Origin of the sequence: Amycolatopsis solani (genome assembly GCF_033441515.1) — a bacterium.
In the GTDB taxonomy this organism is placed as follows: Bacteria; Actinomycetota; Actinomycetes; order Mycobacteriales; family Pseudonocardiaceae; genus Amycolatopsis; species Amycolatopsis solani.
Map to the genome: position 1 here is coordinate 1578940 of NZ_JAWQJT010000001.1, position 15454 is coordinate 1594393.

13 protein-coding genes are annotated in these 15454 nt (G+C 72.0%); 6 read left to right on the forward strand and 7 right to left on the reverse strand.

Annotation, left to right across the window (positions count from 1 at the left end; genetic code table 11):
- Positions 1-38: 38 nt before the first annotated feature.
- Complete coding sequence (locus tag SD460_RS07970) at positions 39-734, forward strand: DUF2334 domain-containing protein (protein WP_290050512.1); 696 nt, start codon at positions 39-41, stop codon at positions 732-734.
- Here the strand turns inward: SD460_RS07970 and SD460_RS07975 are convergent.
- The gene (locus tag SD460_RS07975) at positions 731-1366 is read right to left on the reverse strand and encodes an MBL fold metallo-hydrolase (protein ID WP_290050514.1); all 636 of its coding nucleotides are present in this window, start codon (positions 1364-1366) and stop codon (positions 731-733) included. The genes SD460_RS07970 and SD460_RS07975 overlap by 4 nt on opposite strands.
- A gap of 38 nt (positions 1367-1404) precedes the next feature.
- Entirely contained in the window at positions 1405-2337 is a 933-nt protein-coding gene (locus SD460_RS07980; protein WP_290050516.1) for an ArsR/SmtB family transcription factor, read from the reverse strand.
- 61 nt (positions 2338-2398) lie between these two features.
- Between SD460_RS07980 and SD460_RS07985 the strand changes: the two genes are divergently transcribed.
- The gene (locus SD460_RS07985) at positions 2399-3538 is read left to right on the forward strand and encodes an MFS transporter (RefSeq protein ID WP_290050517.1); all 1140 of its coding nucleotides are present in this window, start codon (positions 2399-2401) and stop codon (positions 3536-3538) included.
- A 33-nt stretch (positions 3539-3571) separates the two neighbouring features.
- Positions 3572-5068, forward strand: a complete 1497-nt coding sequence (locus tag SD460_RS07990) for an aldehyde dehydrogenase family protein (protein WP_318306029.1) — start codon at positions 3572-3574, stop codon at positions 5066-5068.
- A gap of 43 nt (positions 5069-5111) precedes the next feature.
- Here SD460_RS07990 and SD460_RS07995 read toward each other — a convergent pair whose 3' ends face one another.
- Positions 5112-6689, reverse strand: coding sequence for a GMC family oxidoreductase (locus tag SD460_RS07995; RefSeq protein WP_290050519.1), 1578 nt, complete (start codon positions 6687-6689; stop codon positions 5112-5114).
- Positions 6690-6856: 167 nt separating this feature from the next.
- Here SD460_RS07995 and purS point away from each other — a divergent pair, with 167 nt between their 5' ends.
- Positions 6857-7096, forward strand: a complete 240-nt coding sequence (purS, locus tag SD460_RS08000; RefSeq protein WP_086861396.1) for a phosphoribosylformylglycinamidine synthase subunit PurS — start codon at positions 6857-6859, stop codon at positions 7094-7096.
- Positions 7093-7770 (forward strand): phosphoribosylformylglycinamidine synthase subunit PurQ, encoded by a 678-nt coding sequence (gene purQ / locus SD460_RS08005; protein WP_290050524.1) that lies wholly within the window; start codon positions 7093-7095, stop codon positions 7768-7770. The genes purS and purQ overlap by 4 nt, the downstream gene beginning before the upstream one ends.
- 37 nt (positions 7771-7807) lie before the next feature.
- Here purQ and SD460_RS08010 read toward each other — a convergent pair whose 3' ends face one another.
- The 3 genes from SD460_RS08010 to SD460_RS08020 all read right to left on the reverse strand — a co-directional run bounded on the left by SD460_RS08010 (position 7808) and on the right by SD460_RS08020 (position 11838).
- A complete protein-coding gene (locus SD460_RS08010) occupies positions 7808-8260 on the reverse strand; it encodes a hypothetical protein (protein WP_290050525.1) in 453 nt (150 codons plus the stop codon).
- Between the two features lie 201 nt (positions 8261-8461).
- Positions 8462-10207 carry an ABC transporter ATP-binding protein gene (locus SD460_RS08015; protein ID WP_290050526.1) on the reverse strand — a complete coding sequence of 582 codons (1746 nt, stop codon included), beginning with the start codon at positions 10205-10207 and terminating at the stop codon, positions 8462-8464.
- Positions 10204-11838 carry an ABC transporter transmembrane domain-containing protein gene (locus tag SD460_RS08020; RefSeq protein ID WP_318306030.1) on the reverse strand — a complete coding sequence of 545 codons (1635 nt, stop codon included), beginning with the start codon at positions 11836-11838 and terminating at the stop codon, positions 10204-10206. Before SD460_RS08020 ends, SD460_RS08015 begins: the two co-directional genes overlap by 4 nt.
- Positions 11839-12004: 166 nt before the next feature.
- Between SD460_RS08020 and purL the strand changes: the two genes are divergently transcribed.
- A complete protein-coding gene (purL, locus tag SD460_RS08025) occupies positions 12005-14311 on the forward strand; it encodes a phosphoribosylformylglycinamidine synthase subunit PurL (protein WP_438860544.1) in 2307 nt (768 codons plus the stop codon).
- Positions 14312-14349: 38 nt separating this feature from the next.
- Here purL and SD460_RS08030 read toward each other — a convergent pair whose 3' ends face one another.
- Positions 14350-15453: a pentapeptide repeat-containing protein gene (locus SD460_RS08030; protein ID WP_290050528.1), complete on the reverse strand. Its 1104-nt coding sequence runs from the start codon at positions 15451-15453 to the stop codon at positions 14350-14352.
- Position 15454 lies beyond the last annotated feature (1 nt).

Consider the following 15454-nt stretch of genomic DNA (forward strand, 5'->3'; position numbering starts at 1 on the left):
TTCACGGGACTGTCAGACGCGTGCGTCCCAATGGTGGCGTGGACGCTCGCTTGCTGGTTTCGCTGTCGGGAATCACCCCGCGCACGCTGCACCGGTGCGCCGACCTCGCGGCGGAACTCGACCGCCGGAAAGTGCCGTTGTCGCTGCTGTACGCCGCGCGCACCGGCGAAGGCCCGGTGACGGAGTGGGTGCGCACCCGCGCCCGCCGCGGTGATTCCGTGCTGCTGCACGGTTACGACCACACCGTCACGCCCACCCACCGCACGGTGTACCTGGGCAAGAAGGCGGAGTTCGCGACGCTGCCGGCGCACGAAGCCCGGCTCCGGCTGATCGCGGCGAAGGCGTTGCTGGACACCGCCGGCCTCGACGTCGACGGCTTCGCCCCGCCGCGCTGGGTCGTGTCCCAGGGCACGCTGCAGGCACTGGCCGAGCACGGCTTCCGGCTGTGCGCCGACCTCGGCGCGGTGCGCGACCTCGTCACCGGCGAGGTGCGCCGCGCCCGCGTGAGTGAGTTCACGAGCCAGTCGCACCGCACGGAGACTGTGCGCTGCTTCGCACTGGTACTGGCGGCGGCCCGCGCGGCCCGCCGGGGCGGGCTGGTCCGGCTGGGGGCGGAAGCCGCGGACCTCACCCGCCCCGGCCTCCGCCAGGCACTGCTCGACGCCGTCGACGTGGCACTGGAGAACCGCGCGTTCGGCGCCACGTACGGGTCGTTGCGGACGGTCGCGGCCTAGAACTTCGCGGGCTCGGCCCGGTCGAGCACCTTGACCTCGGTCCCTTCGGGCGCGAGGTTCCCGAACAGCCCGTAGTGCATGGCCGGATTGGCGAGCACGGCCTCGTGGATCGGCACGGCCACCCGCGGCGCGACGGCCCGCAGGTAGTCGACGGCTTCCCCGGCCTTCAGCCACGGCGCCCCGGTGGGCAGCCCCAGCACGTCGATCTTCTGCTCGGGCACGAAGAACGAGTCACCGGGGTGGAAGAACGCACCGTCGTCGAAGACGTACCCGATGTTGGGGATCACGGGGATGTCGGAGTGGATGACGGCGTGCTCCCCGCCGACCGCCTTGACGGACGTGTCCCCGACCGCGAAGGCGTCCCCGACGTTGGCGACGTCGAACTGGACGCCCAGCTTCTGCACGGCTTCGGCGGACCCGGGATCGACGATCAGCTTCGCGTCCGGGTTGGCTTCCAGGATTTTCGGCAGCTTCTCGACGTCGAGGTGGTCGAAGTGCTGGTGCGTGACCAGCACGGCGGACAGCTCCCGCTCACCTTCGAAGCCGGTGGAGAACGCGCCGGGGTCGATCAGGATCCGCTCGGAGCCGGTCTCCAGGAGCAGGCAGGCGTGTCCGAAATGGACGATACGCATCGATGGTTCTCCTTCGCACGTTGACGATTCCAGCCTAGTCACAGCTTCCCGGTGAGCAAGGCGTCGCCGAGTTCCGTCCGCCGGTACAGCACCCGGTGCCCGCGCCGCTCCGAAGCCAGCAATCCCGCCCCACGCAACGCCGTCAAGTGCGCCGACACCGTGGCCGGCGCCAGTCCGTGGCGGGTCGCCAGCTCGGTCGTCGCCGCCGGGCGGTCCAGCGTCGCCAGCAACAGCGCCCGGGTACGGCCGAGGACCTCGGCCAGTGCCTCCGGCAACGCCGCCGGTGACGTCCACAGCGAAGCGACCCCGCGGGCCGGGTACAGCACCGAAATCTGCCACGGCGGGACCGTCACCACCCCGACGTTCGGCCACGCGAACACCGCCGGGATCAGCAGCAACCCGCGTGAATCGATCTCCAGCCGCTCGCGGGCCCGGACGTCGACCAGCACCGACGTCCCCGAGAGCCGCACGCGCGGGTGCAGTTCCGAGAACATCGCCGCGATGCCGCCCGAACCCAGCTGCCGCGTGCGGAACGCGATGTCCGCCGCCAGCAGTTCGCGCAGGCGGGGCCACTCCGGGGCGAGCAGCGTGTGCCACACCGTCTCGAGCTGGTCGGCGAGCAGGTCGCGCGCGGCCGCCGGGTCGGCGGGCAGCCGCGAGAGGTCCGCGTCGACCATTCCCAGCTCCAGCGCCACCTGGGACGGCGGCGTCGCGCGCACGGCCCGCAGCTGCGCCGCGGCCGTCGTCTCCGGACCGTCGGGCGGCGGGCTCAGGAACTCGGTGATGTAGTGCCGCGCGCTCAGCACCGCGGCCAGCTCGGGCACGTCGGGCAGCTCGGACAGCCACGGCGGGTGCGCGGGGTGCGCGCGGACGCCGAGCAGCGTCTGGACGGCGCCGAGCACCTCTTCCAACGGCGAAATCGCGAACCGGACGCGCTGGCTCCCGGCCGCGGTCAAGACGAGTTCGATCATCGCTGATTCGTCCCCACCCGAATGAGTGTGCCGCAAGATCGCCGCGGGAGAGCGTGGTGCCATGTCGTTGTTCACCCATCGCGCCTACTGGCGCTGGTCGGCGGGCGTCCAGTTCGCCCGGCTGCCGTCGACCATGGCGCCGCTCGCGTTCACCCTGCTCACGACGGCCACGACCGGGTCGTACCGGCTGGGTGGCGTGCTCATGTCGGTCTTCGTCGCCGCCGAGATGGCCGGTGCCGTGCCGGTCGGGCGGCTGCTCGACCGCGTCGGACCGTCCCGCGGCCTGACGGCGCTGCTGCTCTTCACCGCCGCCGGGTTCACCGCGCTGGCCCTGGCCGCCGACGCGCCCACGCCGGTGCTCGTCGGGCTCGTGGTGCTGCCCGGGATCTCGGCCGGCGCGCTGTCCGGCGGCTTCCGGACGCTGCTGGCCGACACGGTGGACGATGAGCTGCTGCCGCGGGCGATCTCCGTCGACGCGATGATCCTCGAAGGCGTGCTGATCGGTGGTCCGGCGCTGGTCGCGGTGCTCGACCTGGCCGGCCCGGTCGTGCCGGTCGCCGCCATGGCCGTCGCTTGCGTGGCCGCCGCCGCGCTCGTCCCGCGCCGCGCGGTTGTGCCCGATCGGGTGGAATCCGCCGCCGACGTCCCGCCTGCCGGACTCCGTACGTACCTGCCGTGGCTGTGCTGCGCGTTCACCGTCGGGTTGCTGCTCTCGACGATCGAGGTCGCGCCGCTGCCGCTGGTGCAGCGCCTCGGCGCGCCGTCGACGGCCGCGCCGGTGGTCATCGCCGTGCTGAGCGGGGCGAGCATCCTGGGCAGCGCGCTCTACGCGTGGCGCGGCAAGACCGGCGACCCGCGGCTGTTCCTCGGCGGGTTCGTCGTCGGCGGGGTCACCCTCGCGGCGGACCTCGGCTGGCCGGGGTTGCTCGCGTCGATCGCGCTGATCGGCGGGTGCACCGGGCCGCTGGTCGCCGCCACCTCCGTCAACCTCCAGCGGCTGCTGCCGAAGAACCGCAGGTCAGCGGGGTTCTCGCTGAGCTTCACCGTGCAGGCGTGCGGATTCGGGCTGGGTTCGCTGGCGGTCGGCGCGCTGCCGCTGTGGCTCGCCCCGCTGTTCGGTGCCTTTGCCGCGGCGATCGCCGGTGGAATGCTGGTGCGGAAGCCCGCGCGAGCTATTGGCACAGTGTCAGTAACGTCGTAACCTGGGCTGACCCTCGACCCACGGGAGACGCCGATGACCGCCGTCCAGCCGAAGCCGACGTCGGTCGGCGAAACCTTCGACTCGCTCAGCCCGGCGACCGACGAGGTGGTCGGAACCTACCCGATCCACACGGCGGAAGACGTCGCCGCGGCCGTCGAGCGAGCGCGCGTCGCCGCGAAGTGGTGGGAAGGGCTCGGCTTCGCCGGGCGCGCCGAGCGGCTGAAGAGCTGGAAGGGCGTGCTGACGCGGCGGCTGCCGCAGCTGTGCCAGGTGGTCCGCGACGAGACCGGCAAGCCGATCGCCGACGCGCAGCTCGAGAGCGTGCTGGCCATCGAGCACATCGCCTGGGCGGGCAAGAACGCGAAGAAGATCCTCGGCAAGCAGAAGCGCTCGGCCGGGCTGCTGATGTCGAACCAGGCCGCCACCGTCGAGTACCAGCCGCTGGGCGTGGTCGGCGTGATCGGCCCGTGGAACTACCCGGTGTTCACCCCGCTCGGCTCGATCGCCTACGCGCTCGCGGCGGGCAACGCGGTCGTCTTCAAGCCCAGCGAGTACACCCCCGGCGTCGGGAAGTGGCTGGTCGACGCGTTCGCCGAGATCGTCCCGGAGCAGCCGGTGCTGCAGCTGATCACCGGCTTCGGCGAGACCGGCGCGGCGTTGGTCGGCGCCGGCGTCGACAAGATCGCGTTCACCGGCTCGACCGCGACCGGCAAGCGGATCATGGCCGCGGCCGCCGAGACGCTCACCCCGGTCGTCATCGAGGCGGGCGGCAAGGACCCGGTGCTGGTCGACGCGGACGCCGACCTCGACGCCGCGGCCGACGCCACGGTGTGGGGCGCGTTCTCCAACTCCGGCCAGACCTGCATCGGCGTCGAGCGCGTCTACGTCCACGAAAAGGTGCACGACGCGTTCGTCGCGAAGGTCGTCGAGAAGTCGAAGGACGTGCGCGCGGGTTCGGACGACGGCGCGCAGTACGGCCCGGTCACGATGCCCTCGCAGCTCGGCGTGATCAAGCGCCACATCCAGGACGCGCTGGCCCGCGGCGGCAAGGCCGTCCTCGGCGGCGAGGACGCGGTCGGCGACCGCTACGCGCAGCCGACCGTGCTGATCGACGTCCCGGAGGACTCCGAGGCGGTCACCGAAGAGACGTTCGGCCCGACCGTGACGATCGCGAAGGTCCGCGACATGGACGAAGCCGTCGAGAAGGCGAACAGCACGAAGTACGGCCTGGGCTCGACGGTGTTCTCGAAGTCCCGCGGCGTCGAGCTGGCCGAGAAGCTGCGCACGGGCATGACGGCGATCAACGCGCCGCTGTCGTTCGCGGGCATCGCTTCCCTGCCGTTCGGCGGGGTCGGCGACTCCGGCTTCGGCCGCATCCACGGCCCGGAGGGGCTGCGCGAGTTCGCCCGCACGAAGGCGATCGCGCGCCAGCGGTTCACCGCGCCGCTGACGCTGACGTCGTTCACCCGCAAGGAATCGACGGACGCGCTGGTCGCCAAGCTGGTGACCATCCTGCACGGCAAGCGCTGACCCCCTCGTGAGTGTTTAGTCGGGTTAGAACCCGACTAAACACTCACGAGGTCTGGCGGCCCCGGATCAGGTCCGCGGCCTTCTCCGCGACCATGACGGTCGGCGCGTTCGTGTTGCCCCGCGGCACCACGGGCATCACGGACGCGTCGACCACGCGCAGGCCTTCGACGCCGTTCACGCGCAGCTGCGGGTCGACCACCGACCCGATCGAGCAGGTCCCGACCGGGTGGTAGAGCGTCTGCGTGTTCTCGCGGATGTGGTCGGCCAGCTCGGAATCGGTCAGGTCGTGCCGCGCGGGCAGGAACGGCTGGTCGAGGAACCGCTTGAGCGGTCCCGACTTCCCGATGTCGATCAGCGCCCGCAGCCCGGCGATCATCGTCTCCATGTCCTTCGGCTCCGCGTAGTACGCCGGGTCGATTTCCGGCTTCCACAACGGGTTCGCCGACTTCAGCCGCAGCCGGCCGCGGCTCGCGACGTCCACCAGCGTCGCCGCCGACGTGAAGCCGGGGACCGTCGGTTCGCGCATGCCGTTGTCGTAGAACAACGTCGGCGCCACGTGGATCTGCATGTCCGGCGCGGGCAGGCCGTCCGTGGTCGGGAAGAACGCGCCCGCCTCGCCGATGTTGGACGCCAGCGGCCCGCGCTTGGTCAGCTGGTAGCGGACGAGACCGCGCGGGGTGGCCGCGTCGACCAGGTCGGTCGTGCCGCGCGTGGACCAGATGATCCCGCAGGCGGGGTGGTCGTGCAGGTTCTCGCCGACGCCGGGCAGCGCGGCGACGACGTCGATGCCGTGTTCGCGCAGGTGCTCGGCCGGCCCGACGCCGGAGACCATCAGCAGCTGCGGCGAGTTGACCGCGCCGCCGCTCAGGATCACCTCGGTGGACGCGTGCGCGGTGCGCTCCACGCCGTTGTCCAAATAGGACACGCCGATCGCGCGGGTGCCTTCGAAGACGATCCGGGTCGCGGGCGAGGACGTCTTCACGGTGAGGTTCGGCCGCTCGAGCGCGGGGCGCAGGTAGGCGTCCGCGGTGGACCAGCGACGGCCCTTCTTGCAGGTCACCTGGTAGACGCCGGCGCCTTCCTGGCTCTCGCCGTTGAAGTCGTCGGTGCGCTTGAGGCCCCACGCGACGGCGGAGTCGACCCAGGCGCTCGACAGCTCGTGGGTGAACCGCCGGTCCTCGACGTGCAGCGGGCCGTCGGTGCCGTGCAGCGGCCCGCCGAGCCGCTGGTTGCCCTCGGCGCGCTTGAAGTACGGCAGGACGTCGTCCCAGCCCCAGCCCTCGGCGCCGTGCGAATCGCGCCAACCGTCGTAGTCGGCGCGGTTGCCGCGGATGTAGATCATCGCGTTGATCGACGAGCAGCCGCCGAGCACCTTCCCGCGCGGCCAGTAGGCCGTCTTGCCGGTGTGCTTCTGCTCGACGGTCTCGTAGTTCCAGTCCCACTTGGTCTTGAACAGCGACGCGAACGCGGCGGGGATGTGGATCTCGTCGGCGGTGTCCTCGCCGCCCGCTTCGAGCAGCAGGACCTGCGCCGACGGGTCTTCGGTCAGGCGGTTGGCGAGCACGCAGCCCGCGCTGCCGGCGCCGACGATGACGTAGTCGAAGGACTCCTGGACGGCCACGGTGCCTCCTGTTGGCGAGATGTCAACGACTCATCATGGCGCAGCGCCGCGCCCTGGGCCAGTCTAGGTTTTCCGGTGGCCCTCGCCACCTGGGCGCGAGGGTGGCGATCGGGGTCAACTATGCTGGCCCGGTACCCACGACCTGCGTGAATAAGGAGCAGCCTGCCGTGGCCCGAGTCGTCGTCGACGTCATGCCGAAGCCCGAAATCCTCGACCCGCAGGGACAGGCCGCGCTCGGCGCCGCCGGCCGCCTCGGCTTCACCGGGATCAAGGAGATCCGCCAGGGCAAGCACTTCGAGATCGAGGTCGACGACACGGTCGACGACGCCACGCTGGAGAAGATCGCCGAAGGCTTCCTCGCGAACCCGGTGATCGAGCAGTGGACCATCAAGCGGGTGGAGGCGTGAGCGCCCGCATCGGCGTCATCACCTTCCCGGGCACCCTGGACGACGGCGACGCGGCCCGCGCGGTCCGCTACGCCGGCGGCGAGGCGGTCCCGCTCTGGCACGCGGACGAGAACCTCCACGACGTCGACGCGGTCGTCGTCCCGGGCGGCTTCTCGTACGGCGACTACCTGCGCGCGGGCGTGATCGCCCGCTTCGCCCCGGTGATGACCCCGGTCATCGAGGCGGCCCGCGGCGGCATGCCGGTCCTCGGCATCTGCAACGGCTTCCAGATCCTGTGCGAGGCGGGCCTCCTGCCGGGCGCGATGATCCGCAACCAGGGCCTCCACTTCATCTGCCGCGACCAGTGGCTCCGGGTGGAGAACACCTCGACGGCGTGGACGACGCGCTACGACGAGGGCGCCGAGATCCTCATCCCGATGAAGAACATCGACGGCTGCTATGTGGCCGAGCAGTCCACTTTGGACGAGCTCGAGGCCGAGGGCCGCGTGGTGTTCCGCTACGTCGGCGGCAACCCGAACGGCTCCCGCAACGACATCGCGGGCATCCGCAGCGAGAACGGCCGCGTCGTCGGCCTGATGCCGCACCCGGAGCACGCGATCGACGCGCTGACCGGCCCGTCGGACGACGGCCTTGGCATGTTCTTCAGCGCGGTGGACGCGCTGGTCAAGGCCTGACGAACGGGGTGGGCGACGATCGTCGCCCACCCGCTCTTCAGTTGCCGATCAGCTTCTCGGCCACGCCGTCGCGGTCCGCGTTGACCGGCCTGCCGCACCAGTCGGGCCCGCCCTGGCACACCTGGATCTTGAGGCGGTCGAACCCACCGACGAGGTCCGGGTCGCCGATCGTGAAGTGGAACGGCTCGGTCGTGTCGGCGGGCGTGCTCCGGGTCGTGCTGTCGATCTTCACCGAGCCGGCGTAGGCCTCGAAGTAGACGGTCGTGCCGGACCCTTCGATGTCGGTCATGCTGCCCTGCACGGTCGCGGTCCGGTTGCCCCAGGCGACACCGCCCAGGGTGCCGCCCAGTGCGCAGGTTGTCGGGCACAGGTCGAAGCTGTCGTTCGGCCAGGTACCCGCGGCGGCCGGCGTGGCCACCAGCGCCGCCGCGGTGATCGCGATCCCGGCGGCGGCCACCCCGGTTCGCAGGGCTCGGCGTGTCGAAGTCATGCGGCTTCTCCTCGGATCGGGCCGGGCGTGCCCCGGCACCGCTGACACGCCCGGACCGCCGCCGCGGTTGAGGCGGCGGCCCTTCAGGTCTTGCTCTGGTCGTTCGACAGCCTGCGCCACCAGGCTCAACCGGCCGGCCGCGCGGATTGCACCCCGCTCAGGAACTCTTCCCGCTCCGCCGCGGTCATCACGAACTCCTCGCTAAGAAGCCGCCGCCACCAGGCGCGCGTACGGGCCGCCTGCCTCCAGCAGGGCCGAGTGCGGGCCCAGCTCCGTGATGCGGCCGTTCTCGACGACCGCGACCCGGTCGGCCGCCGCGGCCGTGTGCAGGCGGTGGGCGATCGCGATCACCGTGCGCCCCGACAGCACGCTGTTCAGCGACCGCTCCAGGTCCCGCGCCGAGCCCGTGTCCAGCAGCGACGTCGCCTCGTCGAGCACCAGCGTGTGCGGGTCGGCCAGCACCACCCGGGCCAGCGCCAGCTGCTGCGCGATCGCCGCCGGCACCGGGTGCTCGCCGGACCCCAGCTTCGTGTCCAGCCCGGACGGCAGCGCCGCGACCCAGTCCGACGCGCCCGCCGAGGCCAGCGCGGCCAGCAGCTCGTCGTCCGTCCAGTCGCCACCCGAGCGGCGGGCCGGCAGCGCCAGGTTCTGCCGCAGCGTCCCGGAGAACACGTGGTGTTCCTGGGTCAGCAGCAGCACCTCGCCGCGCAGGACGTCGTCGGCCAGTTCCGAGACGTCCTGGCCGCCGATCCGCACCGAGCCCGACGACGGCGCCGCGATGCCCGCCAGCAGCCTGCCGAGTGTCGACTTGCCCGCGCCGGACGGCCCGACGATCGCCAGCCGCTCGCCGCGCGGAACCCGCAGGTCGATGCCGTGCAGCACCTCGCGGTCGGCGGTGTAGGCGAACCGGACGTCGTGCACGTCGATGTCGCGGCCGCTCGGCACGTCCGTCACCTTCGGCGTGTCCTCGGCGGCCACCGAGTGGACACCGCGGATCCGGCGTGCCGCGGCCGCCGCGACCTGCAGGTCCTCCAGCCAGAACAGCGCCTCGTTCAGCGGCGCCGCCATCGCCTGCATGTACAGCAGCATCGTGGTGATCTCGCCGAGCCCGGCCCAGCCCCGGGTGTAGGCGAGCAGCCCGAGCGGCAGCATGACCGCCAGCGGGACGACGTAGCTGATCTCCAGCGACGGCAGCCAGCGCAGCTGCAGCGCCCGCATCCGGCGCTCGCCGTAGATGCTGCGCTCCAGCGCGTCGTTCGCCGCGCCGACCCGCCGGTCGGTCAGCCCGAGCGCCTCGACCGTGCGCGCGCCCTCCGCCGTCTCGTGCACGCTCGTGGTCAGGTCCGCCCAGCGGTCCAGCATCCACTGCATGACGGCCGGGATCCGCCGCTGGTACCAGACGTTGACCGGCACCAGCAGCGGCACCGCGACCAGCAGGCCCAGCGCCAGCAGCGGCGACGTCACGACCATGGCGACGACGGTGAACACCACGGTCACCGCCGCGACCAGGATCTCCGGCGCCGCGAACCGCGCCGCGTGGTCGATCCGGCCGAGGTCGGTGGTGGCGCGGCTGAGCAGGTCGCCGGTGCCCGCCGCTTCGACGGTGCCGAGCGGCAGCCGCAGCGCCGTCTCGACGAAGTCCTCGCGCGTGTTGGCCAGCACCAGCTCGCCGAACACCGCCCCGCGCAGCCGCGCGATCTTCCGCGCCAGCGCCTGCAGCACCAGGATCGCGACGAACACCGCCGCCAGGACGTCGACGTGCCCGGTGGTGGTGCCGGCCGCGACGTCGTCGACGAGCGCGCCGAGCAGCTGCGGCCCGGCCAGCCCGATCAGGGTGGCCACCGCCAGCGAGCCCAGCAGCAGGCCGAACTCGCGTTTGTGGATCGCCGCCGTTTTCAGCGCCCAGCGGCGGACGTCCCGCCGGGACGCCGTGGGTAGCCGCTTCACACCGTCACCCCTTTCGCCGTGAAGACTTCGTCCGCCACATGTGTCCACAAGGGACTCTGGCTGAACACCACCGTCGTCTTGCCGCGCCGCAGGGCCGCGACGCGCTCGGTGATGCGGGCCTCCGTGTGCGCGTCGACCGCCGACGTCGGCTCGTCGAGCACCAGCACGTCGGCGTCGGCCGCCAGCGCGCGGGCCAGGTTCAGCCGCTGGCGCTGACCGCCGGACACCTCGCGCCCGCGCTCGCCGATCACCTCTTCGACGCCGTCGGGCAGCGCCGCCACGATGTCGTCGGCGTCGGCCGCGAACAGCGCTTCGGTGCTCCCGACGCCGGTCGCGCGCGCCGGCGCCAGCTGCTCGCGCAGCACGCCGGAGAACCAGATGTCCTGGTTGTGCGCGTAGACGATCCGCCGCCGCAGCTCCGCGAGCGCGACCTGGTCCGCCCGAACGCCGCCGACCAGCACCGCTTCGCCGTCGGCCGGGTCGGCGAACCGGGCCAGCCGGTCCGCCACCGCTTCGCCTTCGGCGCCGAAGTCCACGACGGTCAGCCGGCCGGGCGCGACCCGGACGCCGGACTCGGTGTCGACCAGCTCCAGCGGCCCTTCGGGCAGCGGCACCGGCGTCTCCGGGTCCGCCAGCTTCGGGCGGATCGCCAGCAGCGCCACGATCTTCCGCGACGCGACCAGCCCGGACGTGATCGAGCCGACCGCCTCCGTCGCGGCCGTGACCGGCCAGATCAGGAACGCGGACACGCCGTAGAACGCCACCAGCTGCCCGACGTCGATCGAGCCGGCCACGGCCAGCCGCGCGCCGAGCCAGGTGATCACCACGGTGACCAGGCCGGGCAGCGCGATCTCCGCCGCGGCCAGCCACGCCTCGGCCTTGCCGACCTCGACGCCGGCCCGCCGGACCCGCTGGCTCGTTTCGCGGAAGCGGGCGAAGAACCGCCGCTCACCGCCGATGCCCCGCAGGATCCGCAGGCCGGACACGATGTCCGCGCCCAGCGCGTTGACGTCCCCGCGTTGCTCACGCTGCTTCGCCTTGCGCTTCTGCAGCGGCGCGAGGAGCGGGCCGATGCCGAGCACCGCGACCGGCACGCCGACCAGCGCGACCACGCCCAGCAGCGGCGACGTCGAGACCAGCCACACCGCGACCACGACGAACGCCAGCAGCGAGCCGACCGCCCGCCCGGTCATCTCGACGGTGTTGCCGATGTGGTTGATGTCGGTGGTGCTGACGGCGACGAGGTTGCCGGTGGTCGTCTGCTCGCGCAGGCCGGCGCCGACGCGCGTGGTGTGCGCCGACACGGTCCGCTGCGTGGTGCCCGCGCCGTGCAGCCACAGGCCGTAGTTGAGGAAGTGCAGCCAGGTCCCGAAGACCGTCTGCACCAGGCCGAGGACGGCCGCCGCGAGCGCCCAGCGCCCGACCGCGGCACCGTCGTGCGCGCCGATGGCGCCGATGCCCTGGCCGACGACCAGCGGCAGCAGCGCACCGGGCAGCGCCCAGACGACACCGATCGCGGCCGCGCCCAGCGCCGTCCCGAGCCGGGCCCGGAAGACGGCGAGCAGGAAGCGGCTCGCGGTCGGCCGCGCGGGCAGCCGCAGCGGCGGAAGGGGGTACGTGGCGGAAAGCACGATTCTCGACGTTAAGCCGCCGACCAGCGGAAGGCGATCGATTTTCCGCCCCGCGGCGGCCCGAGGTGTCGGGTGGCTCACACCTGCACCGACGGCCCGGGGACGCAACCGGTTTTCGGTGGACCACCGTCCGGGGCGCCACCGGGAGCCCCGTATCCTGGCGGCCGTGGCGAACCCTGACACGGACACCGTGACCAGCACCGTTGACACCACCGAGCGCGCCGGGGCGACCCCGGAGCACACCCAGCCGTATCGGGAACTGGGCCTCGCCGACGACGAGTACGCCCGCATCCGGGAGATCCTCGGCCGCCGGCCCACCGACGCCGAGCTGGCCATGTACTCGGTGATGTGGAGCGAGCACTGCTCCTACAAGTCCTCGAAGAAGCACCTGCGGTACTTCGGGGAGACCGCCACCGACGAGATGAAGGCCAAGATGCTGGCCGGCATCGGCGAAAACGCGGGCGTCGTCGACATCGGCGAGGGCTGGGCGGTCACCTTCAAGGTGGAGAGCCACAACCACCCGTCCTATGTGGAGCCGTACCAGGGCGCCGCGACCGGCGTCGGCGGCATCGTCCGCGACATCATGGCGATGGGCGCGCGGCCGCTAGCGGTCGCCGACGCGCTGCGCTTCGGCCCGGCCGACGCCCCCGACACCAAGCGCGTGCTGCCCGGCGTCGTCGCCGGCGTCGGCGGTTACGGCAACTGCCTCGGCCTGCCGAACATCGGCGGCGAGCTCGTCTTCGACCCGTCCTACTCGGGCAACCCGCTGGTGAACGCCCTGTGCGTCGGCGCGATGCGCGTCGAAGACCTGCACCTCGCGTTCGCGTCCGGCACCGGCAACAAGATCATCCTGTTCGGCGCGCGCACCGGCCTCGACGGCATCGGCGGCGTTTCCGTCCTGGCGAGTGACACCTTTTCGGGTGATGAATCGTCGGGCGGGCGCAAGAAGCTCCCGAGCGTCCAGGTCGGCGACCCGTTCACCGAGAAGGTGCTCATCGAGTGCTGCCTCGAGCTGTTCGCGCAGAAGCTGGTCGTCGGCATCCAGGACCTCGGCGGCGCCGGGCTGTCCTGCGCGACGTCCGAGCTGGCCGCGGCCGGCGACGGCGGCATGCAGATCTACCTCGACCGCGTTCCGTTGCGCGCCACCGGGATGACCCCCGCCGAGGTGCTCTCGAGCGAGTCGCAGGAGCGCATGTGCGCGGTCGTCTCGCCGGAGAACGTCGAGGCGTTCATGGCGGTCTGCCGCAAGTGGGACGTCATCGCCACCGACATCGGCGAGGTCACCGACGGCGAGCACCTGGTCATCACCTGGCACGACGAGGTCGTCGTCGACGTCCCGGCGCACACGGTGGCCCACCAGGGCCCGGTGTACGACCGGCCGATCGAGCGTCCGTCCTTTCAGGACGCTCTGATCGCCGACACCTCGGCGGACCTCCCGCGTCCGTCCACTCCGGACGAACTGCGCGCGGACGTGCTCAAGCTGATCGCCTCGCCCAACCAGGCGTCGAAGGAATGGGTGACCTCGCAGTACGACCGGTACGTGCGGGGCAACTCCGTGCTCTCGCAGCCGTCGGACTCCGGCATGATCCGGATCGACGAGTCGTCCGGCCGCGGCGTCTCGGTCGCGACGGACTGCAACAGCAAGTTCGTCTACCTCGACCCGTACCGCGGCGCGCAGCTGGCGCTGGCGGAGGCGTACCGCAACGTGGCGACGGGCGGCGCGACCCCGGTCGCGGTGTCCGACTGCCTGAACTTCGGCGCGCCGACCGACCCGGGCGTGATGTGGCAGTTCGAGCAGGCGGTCCACGGCCTCGCGGACGGCTGCGTCGAGCTCGGCATCCCGGTCACGGGCGGCAACGTGAGCTTCTTCAACCAGACCGGTTCGACGGCGATCCTGCCGACCCCGGTGATCGGCGTCCTCGGCGTGATCGACGACGTCACCCGCCGCATCCCGACCGGCATCGGCGCGGAAGCCGGCGAAACCCTGCTGCTGCTGGGCGAAACGCACGACGAGCTGGACGGCTCGGCCTGGGCCCGCGAGCTCCACGGCCACCTCGGCGGCGTGCCCCCGCGCGTCGACCTGGCCCGCGAAAAGCTGCTGGGCGAGATCCTGGTGGCGGGCTCCCGCGACGGCATGATCTCGGCGGCGCACGACCTGTCCGACGGCGGCCTGATCCAGACCTTGGTCGAGACCGTCCTCATCGGACAGTGCGGCGCCCGGGTCTTCCTCGACGACGGCCAGGACCCGTTCGTCCAACTGTTCTCCGAGTCGGCCGGCCGCGTGCTGGTTGCGGTCCCGCGCACGGAAGAGCTGCGCTTCACGGAGATGCTGACCGCGCGCGGGATGCCGTGGCGCAAGACCGGCGTGGTCGACCCGGAGTCGGGCACGCTGGAGCTGCAGGGCATCACGGAGTTCACGCTGGACGAGCTGCGCGAGGTCTGGGAAGGCGCCCTCCCGGCGCTGTTCGACTGAGCCCCCGGAGGGCGCCGGCTCCGGCCGGTGCCCTCCGCTCAGCCGCGCTTGGCGATGATCCGCCGGTCTCCGTCGTGGAGTTCCTCGACGTCCCAAGCGTCGGGCAGCTGCACGTCCTTCTCGGCCCGGACCCGCGTGTTGTACAGCGATACCGACTCCGGCAGCGAAGCGAACCGCAGGTCGGTCTGCCCGGCGAAGGAAGCCCGCCGCAGGTCCAGCGACCCCGTCGCCTGAACTCCGCCGAAGGTCGCGTCGTTGCCGAACTTCGCGTCCTTGAACGTCGTCTCCCCGGCGAACTTCGTGTTGGTGAACTCGGTCAGCTCGGCGAAGTGCGTCCCACTGAACCAGGCGTGGCTCTCGAAAACGGCCCCCCGGCACCGGAAGTACCCGATGAGCCGCCCGGCGCCGGTGCCCGCGGCCGTGAAGTACACGCTCCCCGTGAACCGGCAGCCGCTGAAGTTGGTGCTGCTGTGCAAAGCCGCGTACCGCAGGAGCAGCCCGCCGATGCGGCGCCCGGCGAAATCGAGGTATTCGACGACCGCGCCGGTCAGGTCGAGGTAGTAATCCGGTGCGTCCGGCGAGGCGGCGGCCGGAAGCAGATCCTTGACCAGGCGCTGTGCGGTGAGACGCACCTGGAGTTCTTGCTCCTGCTCGGGTGTGCCCCGGGTGCCGTCGCGTTCCTTGCGGTCCAGTTCCCCGTCGTACCGCGGGTGCTCGAACGGCCGCCGCAGGTAGGAGCACAGGACGTCCAGCACCGTCTGCGTGTACTCCGGACGGCTCCGCGCCAGCCCCGCCAGCGCGTGCAGCGCGCCGACCCGTACCTGGTCGGCGGCGTGGCCGAGCAGCTCGACCGCCTTCGCGAACCGCTCGTCCGCCACCCGCTCGCGGTCCTGTTCCGCGCGCTGCGCCTCGAGTTCGTGCCGCCGGCGCTCGATGTCCTGGCGGCCTTCCTCGACCCGGCGGCGCCGGTCGTTGAGCCACAGCGCGTACAGCGCCACGATCGCGCCGCCGGCGAGGCCGCCCGTCTTCAGCGCGTCACTGCGGCTGGTGGCGGGGTCGGTCAGCAACCAGCCGCCGACCCCGAGCAGCAGCACCAGCGACGCGAAGAACGTCCACGCCAGCGGCGATCGCCACAGCTTCACC